The following is a 26,997-nucleotide window of genomic DNA, read 5'->3' on the forward strand; positions in this document are numbered from 1 at the left end:
TTCGTTCCATTACCGATACATGTAAGAAAAATCAGCAGCAAATACTCAATGCCTTCTCAACTATTGCTAATTCATAGACAACCTGAGTCGTTACCGTTTAAAAACATATACCAAAAAAAATAAAGTTTTTCTTTTCGAATATCTAAAAAAAAACAAGGATAAATTTCATCCATTTAAGGAAAAATTAGTAGTATTTACTAGATAAGAAACAAAACCATACGCGTTTTTAATACCTTCAGATAAGATTTAACTCATTTCACATACAGCTGGTTATTAGAAATTTAATTATGATTTTAATTTTTAAAAATAAACCTTTCACTATGGTATATAAATTATAGGTTTGAGTGAAACATACCTGTAATTTGGAATTCGATCCTTGAGTGTGCTTACAAAGTGGATTAGCATTTTTGAATAAGAAGATGTTGCAGGGCTTGCAAATGAAAGAAGAGTATTGCAGCAAAAAGACAACCAAACCCTTGACGGATCATTAAAAGATTCTTGAATAAGTGCCGATTTTACGATCAGAGAATGACTTCCTAAAAAAGTTACGTGCCTAATTCAAAAGGAAGCCGAGAGAAAAAGAGAAAGCGTTAATTATTTTTGAATTAAGGCCAAAACATGATTTGCTACTATTACTGCAGGTTGCCAGCATCGCCCGGAGCACCTATTACTACTAAATCAAAAGAAGTAAGGTTACGGAAAAGTACGAGTCTATTAAAACTTCTTTCAACGAACTGTATGTTAAGCATAAAAGACGATACGGATACAGACGTGGTGTAAGGCTTAAAGAAATTGGGATACACCATCAATCATAAAATGGTTTTAATGCTGATGAATCAACTGGGGCTAAAGAGTAATAATAGGGTCAAAAAGTACAAATCGTACAAAGGGGAACAAAGAAAGATCGCACCACTTTTCTCCCATCATTGAATTGTTTAACGGTGAGATCATCAACAATTCACTTTCAGATCGTCCGAATTTCAAACAGATTACCGATATGTTAACCAAAGCCTTTAAAAGAATTCCAAAAAAAGCTAATCTAATTCTGCATTCCTATCAGGGCTGGCAGCACCAAATGAAATAATATCAGGGTATGCTGAAAAGGAAACTACCTAGATAATGCGATCATCGAAAATTTCTTTGCCACCATTAAATCTGAAATGTTCTATGTTAAAAAATATATATCCATTAAGGAATTAAAGAAGGATATCATGGAATACGTAAAGTATTACAATAATAATAATCGGATAAGGTTGAATCTAAAAGGAATGAGCCCGATGTAATATCGGGCTCATATGTGAAAATTTAATTATAAATTTCGTCTAAACTTTATGGGGTCAGTCCACAATTAGTACTGATCTTCAACATACTGACTTCTTCTGTGACCAGAGATCACATAAGTATTTCCATCTTTTTCAGTCTTATATTTAACATAAATACTATCAGCAATAGTTTTGCTGCCCTTCAACTTAGTTGCATCAAGCAACACTTTTCCTTCTAAAATTGTAACCTTTACATTTGGAGTAAAGACAGTATTTACAGCATCTGTAGCAGATATTGTCTTTGCATTAACATCACAATTTACCTTAGCTAATAAGGAGTAATTAACCGTGCTTGTTAACATTTTCATCCAAATAATATTGTTAGAATTGTCAGAAGTATTGTATGTGCTCAGTGTGGTATATGTAGGTCTGGCAAGTGTAATACCGTCAGCTTTATATACATGAACATACCATTCACCAGAAATAGGATACACTGGAGAAACAACAACTTCGGGTTGATCTTTTTTACAACTGGCAGCTGTTAAACTTATAAATGCCAGCATTAAATATATTAATCTTTTTGATTTCATGATTTGATATTAAAAGTTAAAAACTATTATTTGTGCCACCACATTTTAGTGTTTATTGAAACAGGTTTAGGTGTATTAGGATTATTATCAGCAGAAATTTTAGGAAATAATAATCTTCTTGGAATCTCACCGGCAATTAAACCAGAATTTACTGAGACAGTATATTCACCTGGAACATAAGCACTATTATCAGCAGTAACAGCACTGATTTTTGGATAGCCTGTTCTGTTTTGATCGAAGAAAGAATCCCACGCCTGAGTACGTGTAGCAGCAACCCATTTTTGAGTAATAATTGATTTGATCATTGCATCAAGTGAACCATTTTGGAATGCATAAGGACCCCCTATAGCAATAAATGGTTCGGCAGTTTTACCCCATCGTTCAAAAGCTAATGTTACACCAGCATCGTAATTCGTTTTAGCCGAATTTGTATTACCAAGACGCGCATATGCTTCTGCTTGTAAAAATTTAGATTCTGCAGCTGAAGCAAAATAAACAGGATCAGTTGCAGCTAATGTCGCCCTTGAAGTTGCATTTGCTAAAGGTCCAGTTAAGGTAAAATTACCCTGATCAATGCCTACATATAAATCTTTAACGTTCGTTTCAAAGAAATTAGGAATCCTTGTATCATTATTAACTTTCAAAAAGGTTAATAAAGTGTTACTTGCTTTAATATTAAAGAAAGTGTTCAATTTACGTCTGTCATATTCATAAAGAGGGTTCGATTTGTTCTCAACATCAGAGAAGCCAGTCATTTTAGCATCTTTATTAGAAAGAAAATCATTTTGAGTTAAAAGTGCTTGAATCGCGGCTTGATTAGCTACAAAATCACGCATTAATATTTTCAACTTCAATGTTTTAGCAAATTTTATCCATTGGTCCATGTCACCTTGAAAGATAAAATCTTCAGCACCTACATTTGACAATGCTTTTGCTGCCGGACCTTTAGAAATTGCTTCATCTAATTGTGCAAGTAGTTTAACATTTAGAGCCTTACTTTCTTCAAATTTAGGGGTTGAATTTAAATCGCCCTTCAATGCTTCCGAGTAAGGAACCTGGCTGTAAAGATCATTTAGAATATGAAAATCAAATGCTTGCAACACCGATGCACTTAAGTAATAATCCCATGCTTCTGATTCTTTGGCCATTTCCATAGTCAGAGATAAATCTTTCATCCCCATAAAAAGGTTAGTCCAGATCGTGTTATAATCTGGAACACCAACAGCATATTGATCTATATTTTTATACTGGTTTGAAGTGTTATTTTGTGTGTAGTGCTGAGACCAGAAAGCACCGAGTACTTGTAGATCTCCACCAATTTTTGCTGCTGAATAAGCAATACCAGACGGCAACAATAATTTAGGCGTAGCCGTACTTGGCAAGTAAGGATCTCTATTAATATCTAAATCTTTTTTACATGCCGTTACAGATAAAAGCAACGTTGCGTATAAACCGATTAATTGAATTCTTTTCATTTTTCTTATTTTTTAAATTAGAAAGTAACTTTTATACTACCACCAATGGTTCTAAGTGTAGGCCCTGAAGCAAATTCACCAAAGTTTGATGTAATATCATTACCATAGTTAGTTGATTCCGGATCAACAAAGTTGTTTGTAGAAGGCGTCCAGGTTAATAAGTTTCTACCCACCACGCTTAAATTGACATTTTGTAGCTTTAATTTAGATACAAAAGATTTAGGTAAAGCATAAGTCAATACAACCTCGCGTAATTTCAAGTAATCACGTTTTAAAACAGCATGCTCATACATAGAGTTATTGGTATTTGAATACCAGTAGCCATATGTGTTGTTTACTGAAATCTGGTTAGTGTTTTCTCCATATGTCATTACTCCGTTTACATTACCCAATTCTTTTACAGAGTTAGGAACAAGAAATGGCTGACGGTAGTTGAAAGTAGTTTCAGTAGAGTTACCCACAAAATTATTTAACTGGGAAGTGTATGAATAGAAATATCCACCTTTACGCCAATCTACTAAAGCAGAAAGCGATAAGTTCTTGTAAGTAAACGTATTAGAAAAACCTAATTCGAAATCAGGGTTAGAATCTCCAACTGTTTTTTTGTTAACTAAATCGGTTTTTGGTATACCATTCGCTAATACTACAATTTTTCCAGCATTAGGACCTGATAATACTCTTTCAACCTGCGGAACTTTATAAGTACCTAACGGCTTTCCAACTTCAGCAACATAATCTACTGAATAAGCGCTATAAATGTTAAGCTCTTTAACATCATCATATAATGAAAGTACTTTACTTACATTTTTAGTGAAGTTAACGCCAAAGTTCCATTGGAAATTATTAGTTTTAACAGGTACGAAAGTTAAAGCAGCTTCGATACCTTGGTTTTGAATATTACCAATATTTCTGGTTCTTCTAGTATATCCAGTTTCTGGAGCAAGTATTGCATTAATAATTTGATCTTTTGTTTTTCTGTTGTAATAAGAAACATCTAAACCAATACGGCTGTTAAAGAAACGACCTTCAAATCCAAATTCTGACTCTGTCGTCATTTCCGGACGAAGATCTTTATTTCCTAAAGTTTTATGATGCTGTAAACCTGCAACACCATTTAAAGGTAAAAGTATACTTCCACTTGGAAGGAGCGCATTAGTGTTCTGGTATGAATCTTCAGTTAAATAAACACTAGCATCATTACCCGTTTTACCATATGCAGCACGAACTTTTAACAAATTAACTTGATCAGATTTAAGTTCTTTAAATAAATCCGTGATGAGCAAGGAAGCATTTGCGCCTGAATAAAAGTAACTATTTTTACCCTGTGGTAAAGTAGAAGACCAATCGTTTCTCAAAGCTACATTCACATATAAAAAGTCTTTGAAACCGAAATCAAATGCGCCAAAAGCACCAAACAAACGTCTGCGTACATCTTTAGAGTCATTGATTGGAGAAGCACTAGTATTTGCCAAGCTGTACCATCCCGGAACATTTAATCCTGTAATATAAGCATCTAAGGAATTGTAACCCCTTTGGTTGTAATTACCGCCAGCTGTTGCGTTTAAAGTCAAGTCATCAGTTAACTTGTAATCTGCTTGCAACATTAAAGTCGCATCGATCTGGTTGTTTCTTCTATAGTTTTCGCCATATCTTCCAGTTACCGGAGATTTTGCTCCAACATCAGACCATGAACCTGGTGTATAAGTTACAACAGCCCCTTTATCAATTAGCCTAGTAGTAGAAAAGTCACCACCTAAACGACCAACAGCTTTTAAGCCTTTGATAAATTCGTAAGATAAATCAACTTTACCATAAACACGGTCGTCCTGAACTTGAGCTCCGTTGTTCCTGATTACAGCATATGGATTATCAGCATACAATGTATAGAAATTATCAGCATTGTTGTATTTGTTAGTTACATCCTTCAAAGTACTAAGGTTGATGTCAACAGGCGTTTGAATTAATTCCTGATAAAGGGTAGCACCCCCATCGGCAGTTCCCTGACCTGAATAAACTAAATTAGCATCTTTTCTTACGTAGTTTAAGCTAAAGCTGCTTTCAAATTTATCATACTTAGTATTTCCTCTAAAAGAGAAATTGTTTCTTGTAAATCTATCTACGTTACCTGGTGTAATACCACGCTGACCAACATTTCCATAAGAGAAAACGAAAGAACTATGTTCACTTCCACCTGAAATCGATATGTTATTGGTATGATCAATACCAGTTTCGTAAAAATTACGAAGGTTATCTTCAACATAAGAATAAGGTTTTTGTTGGCTCACACCGTCAACTTCAGTTCCCCAGTTTTGAACGATTCCACTTAATCTTGGGCCCCAAGATCCGTTTTCTTCTAAAGCGAAGTTAGGCCATCCTTGTCCAAATACATTTTGGGTCGTTGGTGTCATCGAGACATTACTGAAGTTTATTGCTCCATTGTAAGTAATGCTAAGCTTTTGATTCATTTTAGCTGATTTGGTAGTGATCATGATCACACCGTGTGCTGCTCTAGAACCATACAAAGCTGTTGCAGAAGCTCCTTTTAATATACTCATGGATTCAATATCATCAGGATTGATGTCGTTGATCTGGTTACCCAAATCCACAGATCTGCTAGAAGTCACTGTACTTGCATTGTTATCACTAATTGGCACACCATCAACAATATATAATGGTTGATTGCCAGTAAAAGAAGAAACACCACGGATAATAACTTTAGTAGATCCACCGACAGAGCCAGAATTAGATATACTAACGCCGGAAACCTTACCCTGTATACCAGACAATGCATTTACATTGTTTGCTTTTGTAATTTCATCTGCCTTAACAGTTGAATTCGCATAGCCTAAGGTCCGTGCTTGTCTTGTTTGACCCATAGCCGTTACAACTACTTCGCCTAATAATGTTGCATCTGGTGTTAAAGAAACATTAATAACAGTAGCAGAAGAGATTGTTTGATTTTGAACAACATAGCCAAGCGAAGAAAAAAGTAAGGCTGTTCCATTTGACGGAACAGAAACTGAGTATTTTCCGTTGGCATCAGTACTTGTACCGCCTGTTGCTCCTTTGATTTTAACACTTACGCCAGGTAGTGGTAGTCCGTCATCTTTACCAGTAACTGTACCAGTGATTGTCCGTTGTTGCGCAATTGCTGAGGAGGCAATAAGCATCAACACGAACAAACTTTGTAGAAGTTTTTTCATGAATTGTTAATTTTAGGTGAATAATAATCCCTAAATATATTCGTTTAAAAACATATACCAAAAAAAATATAATTTTTCTTTTCTAATGTTAAAAAAAAACGGGGATATAACCTAACTTTTAAAATACTATTTTGCTGGTATTTATTTGCTAAGAAACACACATAACTGCGTTTTTAACGCTTCCTGATAAGATTTAACGAAATTCACATATAGTTGATTAGTAACATTTTAATACCGCTTTTAATTTAAAAAAAAATCAGTCTTTTGTATAAATTATTCGATTTTAATGCTACCCTTCATTTTATAATTCAAATATATAGTTAATTTTTGAACCATAATTCATCAAAAATAATATTCAAAATAACAACTCACAATTTATTGGCGTCAACCATCTATCTTTTTAACTAAAAGGGGTAATGTTAACAACATCACCCCCTTTTTAGTTAAAAAGATAATAAAAAATTTAGAACTTATCCCAAAATAATTTAGTCCCAACGGCATCTCCACCAATTGCCGCCGCAGCACTTTCCACATTTGCCTTATTTAAGGTACGTTCACTTGTTGGATAAGTTAAACGCAATGGAATAACACTTAACGCACCGGTTGCGGGTGTTAACACTGGATAATCTAAACGTCTCCATTCCGTCCAAGCATCATAACCACGGTTATAAAGCGCAATGTACTTTTGCTCACCTATTTTCTGTTTATAATTTCCAGCTGCAGAAGCATATAAAACAGCTGGTTTTTCTAAATAAGCAATGGCCTGTGCTGGTGTACCCCCCCAATAAGTGATAGAAGCAGTAATTGCATTACTATAATGCGCTGCAGGATTACCGGCAATGCCCCACCTTGCCGCAGCCTCAGCCAGAATAAACTCAACTTCTGAATAATCCATGAAAAGTGCTTCAAAAGTCGGCTCAATAATGTCATTGCTTACATGTGAAAAATTAGCATAAGTATTGTTTACACCAATTTTACCACCTATAAACACACCATTAACAGTAGTAAAATAAAAAACCCTTCTTGGATCATCAAGTGCATTCATTTTATTTACTAACGTTTCCCCGGCAACATAATCCTGTCTACTGGTATATGTAGGGTTAATTGCATTAGAAATAGGGTTATTGTTTGGCGTCGAGCCTAAATATTGAAATGCAGCATTATCGCTATTACTGGTAAAAGCATTTGGTGCAGAAGTCGTTATTACAGCCCGGGCAGTAGGCTCATCTACATCAGCCAGAGTTATGGCTAACTTTAATTTCAAACTATGCGCAAACTTGAGCCACCCGGCAGTGTTATCGTGGTACAATAAATCTGTCGATCCAAAATTTGACCCAGGAGTGATTAATGCAATTGCTGCATCTAAACGTTTAAACAAATCAGCATAAATATCAGCCGCTTTATCATATTTAGGTTGGTTAACAGTGCCCAACGCTTCTGAATAAGGTACGTCTCCCCAAGTATTCACCAATACCGACCAGGTATAAACTGCGGCAACCTCGGTTACTGCAATGCGATTGTTTTTAACAGCGGCACTAATGTCTGAATCAGCTTCGGTCAGTCTTCGGCTTTCTTTTAAGTCTATTAATACTTCCCGATAAAATGGGGTCCAATAGTTTAAAGGAATATTACGGGTAGTAATATTATACCTCGGCTCATCTTGGTAAGTTGTGGTCGTCCATTGTTGCATCCAGAACCTTAGCACGTTAATGTTTACGCTAGGGCTCGCCTGGTTATCCGCCAATTGCTTCAGTGCATTACCAAACATCCCACTTGCAGAAACCATAGATGGGTTCTTCTGGTCAATGTTATAATCTTCTAAGTTTTTTGCACAGGACGCTAAGAGCATCACAGGCAATATATATATTAATATTTTTTTCATAATTGTAAATTTGATTTAATGGTTATGAAGCTATCTCCAGTTTCACAGCTATTATGGTAAATTAATCAGCCTAAAATCTAACTTTAAAGTTGAAACCAAGTGTCCTGACAGAAGGGTAAGCACCACTTTGATATCCCTGTATATTTCCAGAGCTCAAGCCGGCCTCAGGATCAGAATAAGGAACATTGCTGTGAATAACCCAAAGATTACGACCTACCAATGAAACATCTACCCCCTTAATTGTTTTTTCACCAATCCATTTTTTAGGTAAACTATAAGTGATAGCAGCTTCACGTAATTTCACAAAACTCGCATCATAAACAAAAGCTGCTTGTGGATTATTAGAATAACCATAAGGCGTAACCGCATTATCATAAGCCTCAACCCTTACGGTATTGGCATTCCCGTTAGCATCTACACCCGGAAGTATTACACCACCACCCTGACTAATTGGAAGTCTTTGTGGATTGCCAAGATCATTTAAACCCGCAGATTCAGGATAAATACCTGTTGCCTGTCCGTAGTATTGATCAAGAGAAAATATACTTCCTCCTTTTTTTATGTCAATCAAAAAACTGAAGCTAAAATCCTTATACCTAAGGTTGTTCTGTATACCACCTTGCCATTTTGGATTTACATCTCCAATGATCTGATTTGCTGGTCCAAATACATAATACCCATCCGTTCCAACTTGTTTTTCGCCATTAACATAGACGAAATCACGTCCTCTTAGCGTACCGAAAGGTTGATCAACAGTAGCATTAAGTGTTACCCCTCCCTGAAACATTGCCAATTGAAGGTTGGTATTGGTGCCGTACAATTCCACCACCTTGTTTTTGTTTCTCGAAAAATTTAAGTTTAATGTCCAGCTGAAATCTTGTGTTTTAAATGGTAACACAAATGCTGTTAGCTCTATTCCTTCGTTTCTAACTGTTCCTGCATTCACAAAGTTTTTACCATAACCGGTAGTTGTAGATACATCTACTGCCATAATCTGGTCTACTGATGTTGAACGGTAATAACTGAAATCAAGCCCAAATCTGGCATTATAAAAATTAGCCTCTAAACCTCCCTCTACACTGTTGGTCCGTTCAGGTTTTAAATTAGCATTATTTTTACTGATAGGCATTGACGTTAAAATACTCCCATCAAAAACCGTATTTATGGTATAGGTATCATACAGGCTTAACGCCGCAGCATCATTACCTACTTCAGCATAGTTTAAACGTAGTTTACCATAATTTAACCAGTTTGAATCTTTCATTAAATTAGAAAACACAAAACTACCTGCAATAGAAGGATACCAATAGCTATTGTTATCGACAGGCAAAGTTGTGCTTTGATCACGACGAATACTGGCGTCTAAAAATGCTAGTTCTTTATAGCCAAAATTTGCGCTTGCAAATAAACCATCTACAGCAACCCGTTCATATTTTTCTATAGGTGGGTTAATTAAGTTCACAGAGCTAGACAAGGAATAAAATTTAGCAATGGATAAACCACCGTTAGTTTCCGCAAATATTGATGATACACTATTTTTCCTTAGGTTACTTCCCAACAAACCCCGAAAAGTAATATCTTCATTTATGTTTTTCTTGAAATTTACCAGCAAGTCATAATTTATCTCAGATGCCGACCTGTTAAATCTCGAATAACCAGAAAGATCTGCACCACCCACTGCCAGGCGTTCCTCCTGCATTTCGCTCGAGCCATCATAAGTTACACGACCAAGCACATCTAACCATTCCAATGGCCTCCAGGTAACCACCACATTACCAAAATACCTGTCTCTGGAATCAGTCTCGACGTTCTCGTATCTTGACCAGTAAGGGTTATTAGAGTAAATTGGGCGTGTCGCTGTTGCGTCAGACCAGTTCCACGTTATATTTTTTTGCTCTCTATTGTAAGCATCTTCCAATTCTTTTAGGTCAACATTCGTTTGCCACCATTGTCTGAATTGCTGATTTGGGTTAGCACCATCATATCCTGTTCCATACCGGCCTCTACCATTTACATTGGTATAGTTTCCCGAAGTGCTGATCGTTAACTTTTCTGTAATATCATGTTCGCCACTAAGGTTAAAGTTGTTTCTTGTAATTTTACTGTTTGGCAAAACTCCAGTCTCATCATTCCTTAAATAACCGAATTTGAAGGTTGTCTTATCACTACCGCCATCTATGGTAATGCTTTGAGAAGAACTTACCGCCGTTTTATAAAAGCTTGAAGGGTCATTTGTACCAGCAACCCAAGGTGTAGCTACTCCATAATTTGGCGAACTGGGGTCAAAGGCATTCCATTGATAAACTAAGGTGTTTGGATTGAATGCGCCACCGTAAGAAGCATCTTCTGTAAATGGGGTTAGTAAACTATTTCCCTTGCCAAAAACATCTTCATACCAAAAGTTGCCATCTGGAGAATCATAAGCGCCATCGGGTGAATATTGATTCACATAACCAGCACCATATTCTTTTTGGTACTTCGCAAACGTACTCTTGTCAATTTTACCAAATGTAACTCCAGTGTTCACCGTAATACCCAATGAATTCTTTTTGCCTTTTTTAGTCGTGATCATGATCACTCCATTTGCTGCTCTGGAGCCATATAAAGCTGAAGCGGCAGCTCCTTTTAAAACGTTTACTGAAGCAATGTCATCAGGATTTATATCCGCAGCAGCATTACCATAATCATAACCGCCAGCACCACGATTTTGGTCGACAGTATTATTATTAGCATTACTAATTGGGACCCCATCTATCACAAACAAAGCCTGGTTATTTCCCGTTAAGGATTTATAACCTCTCATGACTACGTTTGTTGAGCCACCCATCGAGTTGGATTGTTTAACATCCAAACCGGCAACCTTTCCCGAAAGTCCGTTAATAAAATTCACATCCCTCGTCCGTGTTAAGTCTTCGCCTTTAACCTCCTGTGCTGCATAAGGCAACTCACTTTTGGCCCTGCGAATACCCAATGCAGTAACAACAACCTCTGATAAAGATTGCGCATCACTTGCTAAAACAACATTGATAACCGTTAATGTTCCTATTAGCTTGCTTTGATTAATAAATCCAAGCGAGGAGAACTCTAATTGTGTTGCATTTGCAGGAATGCTAATCACATATTTACCGTCTGATGAGGCGCTTGTTCCAATTGTTGAGCCTGCAACTCTAATCGTAACACCAGGTATTGGTAAGCCATCATCTTTACCAGTAACTGTTCCCGTGATTGTTCGTTGCTGGGCAATTGCAGTTCCCGCAAATAGCATTAATACGAACAAACTTTGTAAAAGTTTTTTCATCTTTTTTAAGAATTAGTATGAATAATATATATCTAATATATCGATTTCATAATCCAATTAAAAAGGATTTAAACTTTTTATACGCTGATTAACAGTAGTTTACACTTTTTTAAAAGAAAATACATGAATTATTAAGCAAGCCCGAATAACAAACTTTTTACAGGATTAAGCTTAATTCAACAGACGAAAGAATTAGTAAAAAAAAACACCAATACGTAACTAATGCTTAAGTCTCAATCTTTGTGTGCAATCGTTCTTTTTCGTGACTTTTTATATTAAAGTCACGAAATAATGCCACACTTTCACCGTATAAAACAAGGCATAAGCGAACAGCGCCTATTTATTAAAAGCATAGTAAAAAAAGGGAGATCCATAAGGGTTAACGCAATGTTAACGCAATGGTAACGCAATGCTTACACAGTGCATACGCAATCTGCAATTGTGTAAACACCGCGTAAACTTTGTGGAAAGAAACTAAAAAAAATGGGGTATAACTTAATTAACCATAAATACAGCATTGGTGAAAACCTGTTTGCCGCTTTCCCAGAATAACCTGAACAACACGTCTGTTGCTAAGTAAACTACATTACCTTTACCTAAAGGCTGTACCCCATATAAAAGTCCTGCTTCCAGTTTCTTTTGTACATTCTTACCAGCAATACCGGTTATATAAGCGCCTGGCTTCAGCATACCCACATTCCAGCCTTCTACTAATGGTTCATAGATTTTATCACTGGAAATCAAAGTGTAGTAACTTCCCAGGCCTAAAGCTAATGGATGGGTTTTATCAAGGCTTACCTTAAAAATAGCTCCAGGTATTGCATCATTGAAATCGTCTTTATCTTTATCGCCATAAGCACGCACATTTGCTTTTTCTTGCTTTGGAAATTCCTTTCTTTTAATCTCGAATGACTTAGTTCCTGAAAAAGCATTAACTGCATCTTCCATCAAAATCAATTTGCCCCCATTCCGTACCCAGCTGCTCAGTTTATCCTCCAGGTTTTTAGGGTAATTACCATCAGGAAGAATTAATACATTGATATCTGCTACATCTAGGTTGCCCAGGCTCTGCACACTAATCATAGAAACCGGGTACTGTAATTCTTGCTCAAAAAAGCTCCATATCTCTCCGACAGACTGAGCTGAAGTTTCTGCTCCAGATACCACAGCCACTTTAGGCATTTTTAATAGCCGATATACAGAAGAGCCAAAATCTTTTCCATTTTCAACATAGCCCGAACCAATGCTTTTAAGCGTTATTTTTTCGCTCAATGAAATAGCCTCCATTTTAGCCGAAAGAGTACCCTGCTGTTGTTCGTTCTCTTTTCTGTATACTAATAGGGTGCCGGCAGGATAAGTTTGGCCTTCACTCGTAAAGCCTTCTTCAGCTATGCGCACTTTTAAATTTGCTTTTTGTAAAGCCATCAATACTTTCGCATCTTCGACCGCATTCCATGAAAAAACCCATGCATAGGGGTTAACTGCTTTGGTATAAATAGCTTTATTTTCTTCCAGATTCATGTATTTTCCCTTTACGCCTTCTTTTAAAGCAAACGCTTCTAATCCATAAGCATAGGGTAATGCCCATGCTGTGATGTCATAGGTATTGGAATCAGTAACCACCGTTTGCGGCTCAAATAATACGCCTGCCAAAATTGCCCTAGGCTGATGTAGATTGATCACTAAATCATTTCTTTCTAACTTGAAGGACTTATTTTTTCGACTCTCAAAATCAAAACCGTTTAATGTACGGTCGCCACCATAAGAAAATTCAATATGGTTTTTGGTTAACAACGCAGCTAGTTTCTTCAGTCTTGGTAAATGGCTTGCTTTAACAACATAACTTTGAAAAAGTCCGGGAGGTTTATTAACCGAGGCCACAAAAAAATTTTTAAATTCTGCTACTAATTTTTCTGCATGTGTAGAAACGGTTTCAATGGTTGCCATACCCGTTGTAAAATGATGGTCAATGCGGTCTTTTAATGTTAACGTATCTCCATCTGCAATTTTAACTGCCAACCCGGCACCAATACCACCTTGCTCATAAGTCATCCCAATTGCACCATTATAAATAGGGTAAGTATCTCCGTAAGAAGGATATAATAAATCGAATCGTTCTTTAGTGAAATATTGCCACCCTTGTTCATCAAACTTTTTGGCGTTATTTTTACCTACCGTTACCTGAAATTCGCGTTGCCATTTATTAATGCTTTCATGTAGAGGTTCTGCCGCGGGAGCAAAATAATAAGGCTCATTGTAACTTTGTTCATGAAAATCTACATGCACTTCTGGCATCCACTGCTGGTATAAAGCCATGCGGCTTTGGGTTTCTATTTGCGTTTGCCAGGCCCAATCGCGGTTTAAATCAAAATAATAGTGGTTAACTCGTCCTCTTGGCCAAGGCTCCTGGTGCTCGCGGGCCCCAGGGTTTGCATCAGGAAGAATGCCTGCAACCGAATTGAAGTTTTGTACGTAACGGTCTCTACCATCAGGGTTTAAGCAGGGATCAATAATAACTACTGTATTGCTTAACCATTGCTTAACGTTTGGCATGGTGGCTTGCGACAAACTGTAAATCATTTTCATAGCAGTTTCTGTCGAACTGGCTTCGTTTCCATGCACATTATAACTCAGCCAAAGTATTGCTGGTTGTTGCTTCGGGTCGACGTTACTGCTCGAGGCCATGCTCATAGCAACATTGTTTTTCCTAATTTCTTCCAGGTTATCTATGTTTTTTTGTGCAGATACAATTGCAACCATTAGCTCCCTGCCTTCATACGTTTTTCCGTAGCTAACCAGCTTGATGTTTTTATGTTGTGAGGCTATATATTTAAAGTAGTCTGCTACTTTTTGATGGATCGTAAAACGACTGCCCAAGGGGTAACCCAAATATTCATCGGGAGATTTTGTTTGTGCCGTAGCGGAGAAAATGCCCGAAATAACAAGTAATGAAAGGAAAAATGGCTTCATATAAATATATATTCAGCTAATTTACTAAAGATTATTTTTTGTTTGTGGTGCATAACGTAATTTTACCAACACATAATCAATTTATTTCTCCGGCATGCCACACATCCCAATTCTTTATCAGCATTATTTAGTTAACCCAATAATTTCAACCGACACCAGGAATATTAGCGAGGGGTGTATATTTTTTGCTTTAAAGGGTGAAAATTTTAATGCTAATACTTTTGCTGAAAAGGCGTTGCAAAAAGGAGCTGCTTTGGTCGTGATCGATGAGGAGCATTATCAAATTAATGATCGTTGCATTTTGGTGCCTGATGTGCTTATTGCATTACAAGAGTTGGCAAAATACCATCGTCTCCAATTGAAAATCCCGGTAATTGGCCTTACGGGAAGTAATGGAAAAACAACTACTAAAGAGCTTTTAAAAGCCGTACTTGCTGAGCAGTTTAAAACATTTGCCACCAAGGGCAATTTAAATAACCACATTGGTGTGCCGCTCTCCATTTTGGCTATTACAGCCGACACTGAAATTGCTGTAATTGAGATGGGCGCTAATCACCAGCGTGAAATCGCATTATTATGCAGCATTGCCCAGCCTACGCATGGCTTAATTACCAATATCGGCATGGCTCATTTGGATGGCTTCGGCGGTTTTGAAGGCGTAAAAAAAGGCAAAGCTGAACTGTATGCCTACTTAAAGCAACATGCTGGCATCGTATTTATTTACCGCAATAACCCTTATTTGCTGGAAATGAGCGCTGCCGCTTCCTTGAATAAGGTGATTTATTACGGCACAAATATGCAGGATAAAGTTTATGGAAAACTGATTAAATCGGACCCTTTTATTGCATTAAACTGGTCTTCTGGTGGCGAAACCACTACGGCAAAGGCCAACCTGACGGGTGCTTATAATTTTGAGAATATTTTAGCGGCCATCTGTGTGGGGGAGTTTTTCGGTTTGAGTGCCGCACAAATTAACCTTGGACTGGCAAATTATTTTCCTCAAAATAACCGTTCTCAGCTTCAGAAAACAGCAGAGAATACCTTAATCTGCGATTTTTATAATGCCAATCCTAGTAGCATGGAAGCTGCTCTAAATAACCTAACTGGCTTAACCGCCATTAGTAAAGCGGCTATTTTGGGGGATATGTTTGAGCTTGGAAAGGAAGCTGCGGAACAGCATGATTTGATTGCAAAAAAGGCTGCTGCAGCGGGCTTTACCACTCTTATCTTTATAGGAAAGTATTTTTACACCCTTAAAGGGAAGTATGCCGGCGAGTTCTTTAATACGCCAAAGGAAGCCTGCGATTATTTAACGCAAAACCCAATTAAAAATAGCCTGATTTTATTAAAGGGCTCCAGAGGCATGGCACTAGAACAATTGATGCCATTATTATAGCCTTGGTGAAGTTATAACTTATTGATTTGGTGTTTCACTAAAACCCACCAATATCCCTGCATCACTTATTGCGCGTAAAGGGTTATCGTTCATGCTTTGTTCAATAACCAGCGTATATTTTCCGGCCGCCGGAAAGCGATAATTACGCAGTAAAGGCAAAGTATAGGAAAATAAATCTCCTGATCCTGCACCTAACCATTTCCCGTCAAACTCAGCTAGCTTATAACCATACCTGCGGGTGACCACTTTATTGCCTGGTCCCTTTAAATGGAATAAAATATAGATGTTGGAATAACTGTATTTTGCCGTATGCCTTAATTTAAATAAAAGATCATACGCTTTCGTATGATCTTTTATATCTACCTGGGTGTAAACTTTATTAATATAACTCCAGCGATGCTTTGGCATCGAAACATTGACATCTGCGATGTTGTTTGTGATGCATCCGCACAATAAACTCGAAGTGAGTAGCGCAAATACAACAACCAGGAGTTTTATTTTATTCATTTACTGGCTTATCAGAAGGTTTATCTGTTGGTTTATCTGTAGGCCGGTCTGTTGGCTTGTTATTTTTTCTGCGGTTATTCCTGCTTTTGTTTTTATTCACCACGGGTTCTCCCGGTTGTGATTCTGCCACTTTTTTGCGCTCATCAACTACCTTCTTGGCTTGTGGAGGTCGCTTTGTTGGCTCCCCAACAGGTTTTACCTGATCCACTTTTTTCGTTACCTCTCCTGCTTTCTTGGGCTGCTGCAATCGGGGAGCTCTTTCTGTTCTACCTGCCGTTTGGGTGTTCCGTTGATTTGGATTCTTGTTATTGCGGTTTTGTTTGTTCTTTTTATCATCCAAACGAGTCAAACTGTCTTGCCCAACTACATTTTCGTAGTCAAGTACTTTTTCAACCACTGCCGTCGCTTCCAGCTCTACCGCTTCTTCTTTCAAGTTAACAGGTTTTTGTCCACGTTTGTTCATGGCCATAATTTCTTTTACCCGATCTACTTTTAATGGAATCCAATCCTCTTGGTTTGCATAGCTAAACCACATTAATTTCTTGAAAATATCCGTTTTCTGATGACGGGCAACACCAACTTCCGTTTGCAAACTTTCTATACGGTCTGGAATGTCTTTTAAGGCATCCAGGTAAGTATCCAGCTCATAATTTAAACAGCATTTTAATTTACCACATTGACCCGCTAGCTTTAACGTATTCAACGATAAATTCTGATACCTTGCAGCAGCAGTAGACACTGTTTTAAAGTTGGTTAGCCACGTAGAGCAGCATAACTCCCTTCCACATGAACCAATTCCACCTAATCTTCCAGCTTCCTGACGCATCCCTATCTGGCGCATCTCAATCCTTATTCTAAAGGTTTCTGCCATCTTTTTAATCAGCTCCCTGAAATCAACGCGACCCTCAGCTGTATAGTAAAAAGTAGCCTTCGTTTTATCACCCTGGTAATCTACGTCACTAATTTTCATCGACAAACGCAGGTCTAAAGCCAGTTTACGTGCTTTATGCATCGTTTCCCATTCCATATCCTTGGCCAGCTTCCAACGCTCTACATCTGCTTCTGATGCCTTACGGTAAATTTTACGGGTTACCTGATCAAGTGGTGTTTTACGGCGTTTCATTTGTGTCCGTACCAACTCGCCTGTTAAGGAAATATGGCCAATATCATAACCACCTGTAGGGCCTTCAACCGCTACTAATTCACCTATTTCCAGGTAAATGTTATCATTATTCAGGTAAAACTCTTTTCTAGCACCTTTAAATTTTACTTCAACAACTTGAAAAGGTATATAATTTGAAGGCATGTCTAAATTTGACAGCCAATCGTAAACTTCTAATTTCTGGCAACCTCCAGTAAGGCAATTGCCATTACTTTTGCAGCCTGCAGGGGCACAACCGCCTCCTGTTGAACAACTTCCACATCCCATAATTAATTATATATATATTGAGTCCCTTTCGGGAGCGTTTTAAATTTGATTATTTTAATCAATTGTAAAGATACATCTAAAAACAGAATTTTTGGATTCGCATTCCTTTCAATGTGGTAATGGGCTGCTTCTAGCTCAGTTATAATAGCTGCTGCCATATTTAAATCAAGTACATGAGCCGTTAGCTTTTTCGCTGTTACCAATGCGCTTACCGGTAATTTCACCAGTTCTTCGGCATCACTAAGCAATAAACTGCATTCCCGCAAAAAACTTATTCCATATTTTAAAAAGTTTTTCTGGTTCTCTCTTCCCCATGTTGCTGCCTGGTCTACAAAGGTAATTAAGTCTAATCCTTTGTTGCCGTAGCCCATCCTTAACCATTCAGCAAATTTCTCAGCATGATCGTTTTGCGTATTTTCCACTAATAATTTCGCCTCAATTACATTTCCATCAGAAAGATAACTGTATTCCTTTGCCTGTTGTTCTGATAGGCCATGGCCTTCCATCAGGTAGCTTTCTATCGTGGCATTCGGAAGTTTAGGAATCTTGACAATTTGTGTGCGCGACAATAAAGTGGATAAAATTTGCTCTTGATTATTGGCTACCAAAAGGAATAAAGTGTTTTTTGGCGGCTCTTCTATAATCTTTAATAAGGCATTGCCCTCCTTATCTAAAAACTCAGGTAACCATAAAATCAATACCTTGGTCTCTCCCTCAAAGGCTTTATAGCTTAACTTCTTGATGATATCATGGCACTCGGCAATGTTAATGTTTGCCTGCTTATTTTCCGCATTGAGTTTGGAACGCCAGATGTCCATGTCAAAATAAAAATCCTTCAACAACATACTCCGCCATTCGTCTAATACGTCGACGGCAATTTTAATGTCCTTTGAAGCGAAAAATGGATAAGAAAAATGTAAGTCGGGGTGGATGTAACGGCTGTATTTTCTGCAGGAAGAACAAACGCCACAGCTATCTGAAGGGGCTTTATCAAGGCAATTGATGTATTGGGCATAGGCAATTGCCAAGGGTAATGCACCGCTACCTGAACTCGAGAGAAACAACTGCGCATGGCTCACTCTATTCTCAACAACTGTCTGTATCAATTGCTGCTTTATAGCTTCTTGTCCGATGATCTCTTTGAATTGCATTTGGTGCAAAATACTAAATTTTTAATATGGTTTCGCATATTTGTAAAATGGCTCGTATTATCGCATTCGATTATGGTACCAAGCGTATCGGGGTTGCCGTTACAGATCCACTGCAAATTATTGCGACCGGTTTGGACACGATACACCCCAAAGAAATATTGGAATTTTTAAAGAAATACCTCCAAACCGAACAGGTGGAAGCTTTTGTAATCGGTGATCCTAAGCAAATGGATGGCTCTCCTTCTGATTCTGCCCAACATGTAAAGGGTTTTTCCACTACTTTAAAAAAGCATTTCCCAGAGATTCCACAATTCTGGGTAGATGAGCGTTTTACCTCTAAACTAGCCCAGGAAACGATCATGAAAAGTGGACTGAAAAAGCAGGACCGCAGGAACAAAGAAAGGGTAGATACCATAGCGGCAACCATAATATTGCAATATTTCATGGAAGAAGAGCGTTAATTACGATTATATGAGCATGATTAGTGAAGACCTGCAGCATTTATTACTGAAGTATTGTGAGCCAGAAAGTGAACTGCTGCAGCAAATTGACAGGGAAACAAACCTGAAAGTGCTGATGCCGCGAATGTTGTCTGGACATTACCAAGGTAGAGTGCTCAGTATGCTAAGCAAAATGGTTGGACCCAAAAGAATTCTAGAAATAGGTACTTTTACAGGCTACGCTACCTTATGTTTAGCCGAAGGTTTAACCCCCGACGGAATTCTTTACACACTAGATATCAACACCGAACTGGAGGATATGGTTCGGAAAAATTTTGCCCAATCTAAATATAACAACCAAATCAATTATATTCTTGGAGATGCCACAAGTACCGTAAATGCAATAGACGAAGTTTTTGACCTCGTTTTTATTGATGCAGATAAAAAAAACAACGGTACTTATTATGATTTGGTTTTTGAGCGGATCAAGCCCGGCGGGCTAGTAATTGTTGATAACGTTTTATGGAGTGGAAAAGTACTTGGCAACCAACAAGATAAAGACACACAAAATATTATTACATTTAATGACAAGATAGCAAAAGACGACCGGGTAGAGAAACTAATACTACCCGTAAGAGACGGAATATTCATCATAAGAAAAAAAATAATATGATTAAAAAGCTAATGTTTATCTGGATCAGCCTGCTGTTTGCAGCTACTGCTTCCCACGCTCAAACCACGCTACAATACATTCATAATAATGTAGCTTATGCACAAGAACTCATGAGAGAAAACCATGTCCCGGCGAGTATCATCCTAGCAGTCGCTATTCATGAATCTGCCGCTGGTACTAGCAGAATAGCTAAATACCTCAATAATCATTTTGGTGTAAAAGGTAAAAATTCTAGTAAAGAAATTAAATCTGCTTATAAAGGCTATTCTTCTGTAGAAGATTCTTATGATCATTTCATTGAAGTTTTGCAAGACAGGGCTGCTTTTAGTCGCCTCTTTGATAAATATGACGAGGATGATTATTTGGCCTGGGCTAAAGGAATACAACGTGGAGGCTATGCACATAGTAAACTCTGGTCAAGTAAAGTTATAGCTGTTATTAAAAAATATGAGCTTTTTAAATACGATAAAAAACCAGCGGAATATTTAAACGCGGTTTTACCCGTTTCACGATTAAAGTAAAAAATGAAATACAAGCTCTTGCTACCCATACTGATTATATTTTTAGGCTCCTGTAAATCCAGACAATACAGCAGAAACAATCGGCAGATAGAAAAACAAGCCACTAAAGCCGATCCAAACTATACTGCTTATTCTACTTTGAGTTATATTGAGGCTTTTAAAGCTGTAGCAATCCAAGAAATGAACTTATATGGCATTCCTGCAAGTATTACCCTGGCACAAGGTATTCTTGAATCTGGCAGTGGCAACAGTAGTTTGGCGAAATATGCCAATAACCACTTTGGCGTAAAATGTACTTCTGAATGGAGAGGGAAAGCGTATTATAAAGATGATGACCAGCGGGATGACTGTTTCAGGGTTTATAAAGATGCACGTGAATCTTATAAAGACCATTCTGAATTCTTAAAAAGAAAACGCTACAGCTTTTTATTCGAGCTGGATAAAAATGACTATAAAAATTGGGCTTATGGATTAAAACAGGCTGGTTATGCCACAAATCCTAAATATCCAGACCTGCTGATTAACCTGATCAGTAAATACAAATTGTATCAATACGATTTGCCGGAGACTGAAAAAGAAAAAATCTTGCGTGAAGACCGTGTTTTCACGGAAATCAACGAAAACATACCTAAAGAAAAGCAAAAATTCAAACCCGTAGATTTGCCGGCCGCTAAACAGCAAAATTATTCACCTGCAGAAAAATACTACACGGTTAAACAGAATGATACGCTATTTAACATCTCCAAACGCTATAACTTGACCGTGGATGAATTAAAATTATTAAATAATCTTTCGGATAACGGCATAAAAATTGGACAGCAACTACAAGTAGTTAAATAATGTTAATAATAAAACACGCATCAGATGATGTTGTAGTTTTGCATGCGAATGAAATTTACAGGACTCTATTTTATCATTTTTATCTCTTCTTTAACCGCTTTTGCACAGCAAAAATCTTTTCAAGGTTTTGTAATGGACAGGAACACCAGGCAGCGCTTGGCAAAAGTCTATATTTACAATTCCAGAACCGATGAGGCTTTGTACAACAACAATAAAGGTGAATTTATTATAAAGGCAAATCATGGAGATACGCTTTTTGCTGCCTTACAGGGCTATGCCATCGATACCGTTATTTTCAAAGGTCAGAATTCAGTATATTTCCAGTTAACTCCACTGTTTATCAGGCTGAAAGAAGTGAAAATAGTGGGTAGCATGCCTACGCCCCAAGATCAATACAACAAAACGCTTAAAGATTATAAATATGCTTTAGACCGTGGCAGCTCGAAAGACCTCCTAAATCTTGGTGGTGGAGGTGTTGGACTAGGTATCGATGCCATTTATAATCTTTTAAGTCGCAAAGGTGCCAATGCCCGACGCCTGCAAGGAATATTAGAGAAAGACTACAAAGAACAGATTATAGATTTCCGCTTCCGGCCTGATTTCGTGCACCGTATGCTCGGCATCAGCAATTTTGAACTTACTGATTTTATGCAGCAATACAGGCCTACTTACCAATTTGTGTTAGCGGCTTCAGATTATGCTTTTGTGGTCTTTATTAAAAACAATTTTAAAGCTTATAAAAGAAATCCTGCTTCATTGCGGTTGCAACCACTTCCGAAGCCAGTTATTGAAGAATTAACACCATAAATATTCAATTAATTTAACTTTAGGTCTCCGTTAAGGAACATTTTTGTTTTCTTTGTACTAATGAAAGGTTTTTATATCAGCATATTATTGTTTTTTTTTATTTCCAACGGACTAATAGCGCAGGAAATTGACACCATACCAATTAATACCAAAGATCTTCAGATTAAATTGAAGCACAGTCCGCTGCCTTCAAGAATGGGATCGTTAATTTTCACACCATTAACACTTCCACCAAAGGTGGTGAGCGCCAAAATTAATTACTGGAACACAAAGACATCAATTGGCATTAATTTAAATCAGGCTGCTTTTAGTAATAACTGGAGTGGTGGTGGGGTAAATTCAATGGCCATTGCCGGTATTATTAATTACAAAACAGAATATAGAAAGGAAGATTTCAGTTATGCCCAGGAAGTTATTCTAAACTATGGTAAAGTGAAAAATAGAGACCAGCTGGAAAAGAAAACGGTCGATAGGATTTATTGGGATCATAAAGTAGCCGTGCAATTATCAAAAAATTGGTATTTATTTGGCTCTGTAAACTTTGAATCGCAATTTGATAAAGGATTCTCTTATTCAAGACCTAATAACGGGAATGAAGTTGCGGCCTTATTATCCAGATTTATGTCTCCCGGGTACTTAACAGAATCTTTTGGTTTTGAATATAAACCGAATAAATTCTTCTCTACAAGAATAGGTACTGGTACAGCCAGACAAACTTTCGTTTTGGATACGGCGATCCATAACGACAAGAATAAGAATTTTGGCGTTCCTATTGGTTCTCAAATCAGGAATGAATTAGCTTTCCAAGTGGTAACAAATTACGATAAAGACATCTTCAAAAACATAAATTTGAAAATGAAATACATGATGTTTGTGCCTTATGATGACATTGGATTTACAAATCATCGCTTGGATGTTGCCCTTACAGCAAAGGTTAACCGTTTCATGAATACCTCCATTACCGGTGTCGGTTTGTACGATAAAAACACCTCTTCTCAAATCCAAGGAAGTCAAACTTTATCCCTCGGACTGGTATTTATATTTCCAAGGTAAAAGATTAAGTTATTATCGCTTTTGATTCAACCAAATTTAATAACTTTGCCAACTACAAAAAATTGAACACTAAGTACTAAAGAAAATGTTTGAGAATTTACAGGATAAACTAGACCGTGCATTTAAAGTCTTAAAAGGACAAGGAAGCATTTCGGAGATCAACGTGGCCGAAACCATGAAAGAGATTCGTAAAGCACTTTTAGATGCCGACGTAAATTACAAAACAGCCAAGACTTTTACTGATGACGTTAAAGAAAAAGCATTAGGCTTAAACGTTCTTACGGCTGTTTCTCCGGGTCAATTATTGACTAAGGTGATGAATGATGAGCTGACTGCCTTAATGGGTGGCGAAGCAACGGAACTTGATCTAAAGAACAATCCTACGATAATATTAATTGCCGGTTTAAACGGAGCAGGTAAAACGACTTTTTCTGGAAAACTGGCCAATTACCTGAAAAGTAAAGGCAAAAAACCATTATTGGTGGCCGGTGATGTTTATCGCCCGGCAGCTATAGACCAACTGCAGATTCTTGGTGAACAAATCGGTGTTCCGGTTTATGCCAACAAAGATTCTAAAGACCCAGTAGCTATTGCTATGGAAGGTATTGCTGCAGGTAAAGCACAAAACAACAATGTAATTATTATTGATACTGCTGGTCGTTTGGCTATCGATGAACAAATGATGAATGAGATTGCTGCTGTAAAAGCAAATACCAAGCCTCATGAAATTTTGTTTGTGGTTGATGCCATGACTGGTCAGGATGCAGTGAATACTGCAAAAGCGTTTAACGAAAGACTTGATTTTACTGGTGTTGTTTTAACCAAATTAGATGGTGATACCCGCGGTGGTGCAGCCCTTTCTATTAAATCGGTAGTTAACAAACCCATCAAATTTATTGGTACCGGCGAGAAAATGGAAGCACTGGATGTTTTTTATCCAGAGCGTATGGCATCGCGTATTTTAGGGATGGGTGATGTGGTTTCTTTGGTGGAACGTGCACAAGAGCAGTTTGACGAAAAAGAGGCCGCAGAACTTCAAAAGAAAATTCGTAAGAATAAATTCGATTTCAACGACTTTTACAACCAGATCCAACAGATCAAAAAAATGGGTAACATGAAAGACCTGATGGGTATGATTCCTGGTGTAAGTAAAATGATGAAAAACGTAGAGATTGAAGATGATGCATTTAAAGGGGTAGAATCCATCATTCAGTCTATGACGAAATTCGAAAAAGAAAACCCAGATAGCATTCAGCAAAGCAGACGTATCCGCATTGCGAATGGTTCTGGAAATAAAGTAGACGATGTTACTAAACTTATTAAACAGTTTGAAGATATGCGGAAAGTAATGAAGCAATTCTCTAACCCCGCTGCCGCTGCTAAAATGATGAGAAATATGCCTAAAATGCCCCAGGGAAAAATGTAAGCAATTTTCTAACCAACATCACTTCCTTTTAGTTTAAATTGGCTTATTTGATTTTATAAATATGCTGGTAAAAACTTTTGGAAGTGCCGTATTCGGTGTCAATGCCCTAACCATTACCATTGAGGTAAGTATCGGCGGCGGTAACAGATATCATATCGTTGGCTTGCCCGACAATGCCATTAAAGAAAGTCTACGTAGAATTGAAAGTGCTATTCAAACTGCGGGACTGAAAATGCCCAGACAAAAAATAGTAGTCAACCTTGCGCCAGCCGATATACGCAAAGAAGGCTCTTCATATGACCTCCCCATCGCTATAGCTATTTTAGCTGCCTCAGGACAAATAGAACAAAAAGACCTTCATCAGTACTTCATCATGGGCGAACTGTCCTTAGACGGGGGCTTACAGCCTATAAAAGGGGCACTCCCCATTGCTATCCAAGCCAGATCTACTGGATTTAAAGGGTTTATTCTTCCTGTCGGCAATTCCAGAGAGGCCGCCATAGTGAATGAGCTAGAAGTTTATGGCATGAAAAACCTGCAGGAGGTAATTGCTTTCTTTAAAGATGCCAGCACTTTTAAACCTGTAGTTGTTAAAACCCGGGAGTTATTTTACGAAAATGTAAACCATTACGAACAGGATTTTTGTGACGTTAAAGGACAGGAGAACATTAAAAGAGCGTTGGAAATAGCCGCCGCTGGCGGTCATAACCTAATATTAATTGGACCTCCAGGTGCGGGAAAAACCATGCTGGCCAAAAGATTACCCACCATTTTACCCCCTTTAAACTTACAGGAAGCTTTAGAAACTACCAAAATTCATTCTGTAGCAGGAAAGTTAAATGCGGCAGATTCTTTAATGACAGAAAGACCTTACCGTAGTCCACATCATACCATTTCTGACATGGCGCTGGTTGGTGGTGGTGCTTACCCCCAGCCTGGAGAAATTTCTCTGGCACACAACGGCGTACTCTTTTTAGATGAGCTGCCAGAATTTAAACGTTCGGTTTTGGAGGTAATGCGACAACCCCTGGAAGACCGGCAGGTTACCATTTCCAGGTCCAGATCTAGCGTAGAATACCCTGCAAGCTTTATGCTCATAGCCTCCATGAACCCTTGTCCGTGTGGCTTTTATAACCACCCCGATAAAGAGTGTATTTGTGGGCCTGGCATCGTACAAAAATACTTGAGCAAAATTTCGGGGCCTTTATTAGATCGAATAGACCTCCATGTAGAAGTAACCCCTGTAAATTTTAACGATCTTTCTTCTTTAAAAGAAACAGAAAAGAGTGCCTGCATAAGAGTGAGAGTTATCAAAGCCAGGGAATTACAGGACTTGCGTTTTGTAGAAAACCCAACCTTACATTGTAATGCGCAAATGAGCCCTAAAATGGTCCGGAGCATTTGTGAAATCAATGATGCCGGCAGAATGTTAATTAAGAAGGCGATGGAAAAGCTAGGCCTCTCTGCAAGGGCTTACGATCGTATCCTTAAGGTTTCCAGAACAATCGCTGACCTTGCCGAAAGTGAAACCATAGAACTGGAACACTTAGCCGAAGCCATTCATTACCGCAGCCTGGACCGAGAAAGTTGGGCAGGTTAGTTTTCTTCAGGAAGACCTACTGTTATTTCACCATCCTCGTCATCAGGATCTGGAACATGGGCAAGGATTTCTTTTCCTATCTGGTTAACTTCGTCATTGGTTTCAAATAATGGAGTTCCCGTTTCCTGATCAAGTTTTATCCATTGCAAATCGGTGTCTTTTTGAAGATGAACATATTCAATGCCATCTTTAAAGATCACGTAGGTATCATTTCCTTCAGGGAAAACAGCATAATCGATTTTTCCTATGGTAATGTCAAATGGTTGTTGCATAATTTTTATTTATTTTAAATATTGAATTGATTAAACGCATTGATAAGGTTGACCTAAGCTAATGCTTTGAAAAATTTTTTACTATCGTAAAGTGGGATAATTATAGATCTGAAGCCTACCATTACCAATAACTTTAATTATCTTCAATTCCACCTCACCGCTTGCCGTTTTTAATTCTAGCGTAATGGTATTTTTACCCTTC

At 37.8% G+C, this 26,997-nt stretch carries 20 protein-coding genes; 10 read left to right on the forward strand and 10 right to left on the reverse strand.

Features of this window, described 5'->3' with window-relative positions; genetic code table 11:
- Nucleotides 1-1,124: 1,124 nt before the first annotated feature.
- Complete coding sequence (locus tag AAKU52_RS03780) at nt 1,125-1,283, forward strand: IS3 family transposase (RefSeq protein WP_354330725.1); 159 nt, start codon at nt 1,125-1,127, stop codon at nt 1,281-1,283.
- A 65-nt stretch (nt 1,284-1,348) separates the two neighbouring features.
- Here AAKU52_RS03780 and AAKU52_RS03785 read toward each other — a convergent pair whose 3' ends face one another.
- The 6 genes from AAKU52_RS03785 to AAKU52_RS03810 all read right to left on the reverse strand — a co-directional run bounded on the left by AAKU52_RS03785 (nt 1,349) and on the right by AAKU52_RS03810 (nt 14,680).
- Complete coding sequence (locus tag AAKU52_RS03785) at nt 1,349-1,825, reverse strand: lipid-binding protein (protein WP_354330393.1); 477 nt, start codon at nt 1,823-1,825, stop codon at nt 1,349-1,351.
- Between the two features lie 53 nt (nt 1,826-1,878).
- Complete coding sequence (locus AAKU52_RS03790; RefSeq protein WP_354330395.1) at nt 1,879-3,327, reverse strand: SusD/RagB family nutrient-binding outer membrane lipoprotein; 1,449 nt, start codon at nt 3,325-3,327, stop codon at nt 1,879-1,881.
- A gap of 17 nt (nt 3,328-3,344) precedes the next feature.
- The gene (locus AAKU52_RS03795) at nt 3,345-6,530 is read right to left on the reverse strand and encodes a SusC/RagA family TonB-linked outer membrane protein (RefSeq protein ID WP_354330397.1); all 3,186 of its coding nucleotides are present in this window, start codon (nt 6,528-6,530) and stop codon (nt 3,345-3,347) included.
- Between the two features lie 463 nt (nt 6,531-6,993).
- The gene (locus tag AAKU52_RS03800; protein WP_354330400.1) at nt 6,994-8,412 is read right to left on the reverse strand and encodes a SusD/RagB family nutrient-binding outer membrane lipoprotein; all 1,419 of its coding nucleotides are present in this window, start codon (nt 8,410-8,412) and stop codon (nt 6,994-6,996) included.
- Between the two features lie 70 nt (nt 8,413-8,482).
- Nucleotides 8,483-11,710 carry a SusC/RagA family TonB-linked outer membrane protein gene (locus AAKU52_RS03805; protein ID WP_354330402.1) on the reverse strand — a complete coding sequence of 1,076 codons (3,228 nt, stop codon included), beginning with the start codon at nt 11,708-11,710 and terminating at the stop codon, nt 8,483-8,485.
- Between the two features lie 495 nt (nt 11,711-12,205).
- Complete coding sequence (locus AAKU52_RS03810; protein ID WP_354330403.1) at nt 12,206-14,680, reverse strand: M14 family metallopeptidase; 2,475 nt, start codon at nt 14,678-14,680, stop codon at nt 12,206-12,208.
- A gap of 94 nt (nt 14,681-14,774) precedes the next feature.
- Here AAKU52_RS03810 and AAKU52_RS03815 point away from each other — a divergent pair, with 94 nt between their 5' ends.
- On the forward strand, nt 14,775-16,076 hold the full coding sequence (locus AAKU52_RS03815; RefSeq protein ID WP_354330405.1) for a UDP-N-acetylmuramoyl-tripeptide--D-alanyl-D-alanine ligase: 1,302 nt from the start codon (nt 14,775-14,777) through the stop codon (nt 16,074-16,076).
- 18 nt (nt 16,077-16,094) lie between these two features.
- On the opposite strand, the gene AAKU52_RS03820 is transcribed toward AAKU52_RS03815, so the two are convergent.
- The 3 genes from AAKU52_RS03820 to AAKU52_RS03830 are packed head-to-tail and all read right to left on the reverse strand — an operon-like array spanning nt 16,095 to nt 19,163.
- Complete coding sequence (locus AAKU52_RS03820; RefSeq protein WP_354330407.1) at nt 16,095-16,583, reverse strand: gliding motility lipoprotein GldH; 489 nt, start codon at nt 16,581-16,583, stop codon at nt 16,095-16,097.
- Nucleotides 16,576-18,012 (reverse strand): PSP1 domain-containing protein, encoded by a 1,437-nt coding sequence (locus tag AAKU52_RS03825; protein ID WP_354330409.1) that lies wholly within the window; start codon nt 18,010-18,012, stop codon nt 16,576-16,578. Before AAKU52_RS03825 ends, AAKU52_RS03820 begins: the two co-directional genes overlap by 8 nt.
- Nucleotides 18,013-18,014: 2 nt before the next feature.
- Nucleotides 18,015-19,163, reverse strand: a complete 1,149-nt coding sequence (locus tag AAKU52_RS03830) for a DNA polymerase III subunit (RefSeq protein ID WP_354330411.1) — start codon at nt 19,161-19,163, stop codon at nt 18,015-18,017.
- Nucleotides 19,164-19,210: 47 nt separating this feature from the next.
- On the opposite strand from AAKU52_RS03830, the gene ruvX reads away from it, so the two are divergent.
- From ruvX to AAKU52_RS03870, 8 genes are all read left to right on the forward strand, one after another.
- Complete coding sequence (ruvX, locus tag AAKU52_RS03835; protein WP_354330728.1) at nt 19,211-19,624, forward strand: Holliday junction resolvase RuvX; 414 nt, start codon at nt 19,211-19,213, stop codon at nt 19,622-19,624.
- A 10-nt stretch (nt 19,625-19,634) separates the two neighbouring features.
- Nucleotides 19,635-20,276: an O-methyltransferase gene (locus AAKU52_RS03840; protein ID WP_354330413.1), complete on the forward strand. Its 642-nt coding sequence runs from the start codon at nt 19,635-19,637 to the stop codon at nt 20,274-20,276.
- The gene (locus AAKU52_RS03845) at nt 20,273-20,797 is read left to right on the forward strand and encodes a glucosaminidase domain-containing protein (protein WP_354330415.1); all 525 of its coding nucleotides are present in this window, start codon (nt 20,273-20,275) and stop codon (nt 20,795-20,797) included. Before AAKU52_RS03840 ends, AAKU52_RS03845 begins: the two co-directional genes overlap by 4 nt.
- Nucleotides 20,798-20,800: 3 nt before the next feature.
- Complete coding sequence (locus tag AAKU52_RS03850; protein ID WP_354330418.1) at nt 20,801-21,637, forward strand: glucosaminidase domain-containing protein; 837 nt, start codon at nt 20,801-20,803, stop codon at nt 21,635-21,637.
- Nucleotides 21,638-21,685: 48 nt separating this feature from the next.
- Entirely contained in the window at nt 21,686-22,444 is a 759-nt protein-coding gene (locus AAKU52_RS03855; protein WP_354330420.1) for a hypothetical protein, read from the forward strand.
- Between the two features lie 60 nt (nt 22,445-22,504).
- Nucleotides 22,505-23,497, forward strand: a complete 993-nt coding sequence (locus tag AAKU52_RS03860) for a DUF3078 domain-containing protein (protein ID WP_354330422.1) — start codon at nt 22,505-22,507, stop codon at nt 23,495-23,497.
- Nucleotides 23,498-23,582: 85 nt separating this feature from the next.
- Nucleotides 23,583-24,923: a signal recognition particle protein gene (gene ffh / locus AAKU52_RS03865; RefSeq protein WP_354330424.1), complete on the forward strand. Its 1,341-nt coding sequence runs from the start codon at nt 23,583-23,585 to the stop codon at nt 24,921-24,923.
- 61 nt (nt 24,924-24,984) lie between these two features.
- The gene (locus AAKU52_RS03870; protein WP_354330426.1) at nt 24,985-26,523 is read left to right on the forward strand and encodes a YifB family Mg chelatase-like AAA ATPase; all 1,539 of its coding nucleotides are present in this window, start codon (nt 24,985-24,987) and stop codon (nt 26,521-26,523) included.
- Here AAKU52_RS03870 and AAKU52_RS03875 read toward each other — a convergent pair.
- Nucleotides 26,520-26,795: a hypothetical protein gene (locus tag AAKU52_RS03875; protein WP_354330428.1), complete on the reverse strand. Its 276-nt coding sequence runs from the start codon at nt 26,793-26,795 to the stop codon at nt 26,520-26,522. The genes AAKU52_RS03870 and AAKU52_RS03875 overlap by 4 nt on opposite strands.
- Nucleotides 26,796-26,997 lie beyond the last annotated feature (202 nt).

Origin of the sequence: Pedobacter sp. CG_S7 (assembly GCF_040544395.1) — a bacterium.
In the GTDB taxonomy this organism is placed as follows: Bacteria; Bacteroidota; Bacteroidia; order Sphingobacteriales; family Sphingobacteriaceae; genus Pedobacter.

Excerpts from the sequence above, each read along its gene's own strand:
- AAKU52_RS03825 (WP_354330409.1), bottom strand. The coding sequence starts at position 18,012 with ATGGGATGTGGAAGTTGTTCAACAGGAGGCGGTTGTGCCCCTGCAGGC.
- AAKU52_RS03840 (WP_354330413.1), top strand. The coding sequence starts at position 19,635 with ATGAGCATGATTAGTGAAGACCTGCAGCATTTATTACTGAAGTATTGT.
- ffh (WP_354330424.1), top strand. The coding sequence starts at position 23,583 with ATGTTTGAGAATTTACAGGATAAACTAGACCGTGCATTTAAAGTCTTA.
- AAKU52_RS03830 (WP_354330411.1), bottom strand. The coding sequence starts at position 19,163 with ATGCAATTCAAAGAGATCATCGGACAAGAAGCTATAAAGCAGCAATTG.
- AAKU52_RS03860 (WP_354330422.1), top strand. The coding sequence starts at position 22,505 with ATGAAAGGTTTTTATATCAGCATATTATTGTTTTTTTTTATTTCCAAC.
- AAKU52_RS03870 (WP_354330426.1), top strand. The coding sequence starts at position 24,985 with ATGCTGGTAAAAACTTTTGGAAGTGCCGTATTCGGTGTCAATGCCCTA.
- AAKU52_RS03815 (WP_354330405.1), top strand. The coding sequence starts at position 14,775 with ATGCCACACATCCCAATTCTTTATCAGCATTATTTAGTTAACCCAATA.
- AAKU52_RS03850 (WP_354330418.1), top strand. The coding sequence starts at position 20,801 with ATGAAATACAAGCTCTTGCTACCCATACTGATTATATTTTTAGGCTCC.
- AAKU52_RS03875 (WP_354330428.1), bottom strand. The coding sequence starts at position 26,795 with ATGCAACAACCATTTGACATTACCATAGGAAAAATCGATTATGCTGTT.
- AAKU52_RS03805 (WP_354330402.1), bottom strand. The coding sequence starts at position 11,710 with ATGAAAAAACTTTTACAAAGTTTGTTCGTATTAATGCTATTTGCGGGA.
- AAKU52_RS03810 (WP_354330403.1), bottom strand. The coding sequence starts at position 14,680 with ATGAAGCCATTTTTCCTTTCATTACTTGTTATTTCGGGCATTTTCTCC.
- AAKU52_RS03795 (WP_354330397.1), bottom strand. The coding sequence starts at position 6,530 with ATGAAAAAACTTCTACAAAGTTTGTTCGTGTTGATGCTTATTGCCTCC.
- AAKU52_RS03855 (WP_354330420.1), top strand. The coding sequence starts at position 21,686 with ATGAAATTTACAGGACTCTATTTTATCATTTTTATCTCTTCTTTAACC.
- AAKU52_RS03845 (WP_354330415.1), top strand. The coding sequence starts at position 20,273 with ATGATTAAAAAGCTAATGTTTATCTGGATCAGCCTGCTGTTTGCAGCT.
- ruvX (WP_354330728.1), top strand. The coding sequence starts at position 19,211 with ATGGCTCGTATTATCGCATTCGATTATGGTACCAAGCGTATCGGGGTT.
- AAKU52_RS03800 (WP_354330400.1), bottom strand. The coding sequence starts at position 8,412 with ATGAAAAAAATATTAATATATATATTGCCTGTGATGCTCTTAGCGTCC.
- AAKU52_RS03820 (WP_354330407.1), bottom strand. The coding sequence starts at position 16,583 with ATGAATAAAATAAAACTCCTGGTTGTTGTATTTGCGCTACTCACTTCG.
- AAKU52_RS03785 (WP_354330393.1), bottom strand. The coding sequence starts at position 1,825 with ATGCTGGCATTTATAAGTTTAACAGCTGCCAGTTGTAAAAAAGATCAA.
- AAKU52_RS03790 (WP_354330395.1), bottom strand. The coding sequence starts at position 3,327 with ATGAAAAGAATTCAATTAATCGGTTTATACGCAACGTTGCTTTTATCT.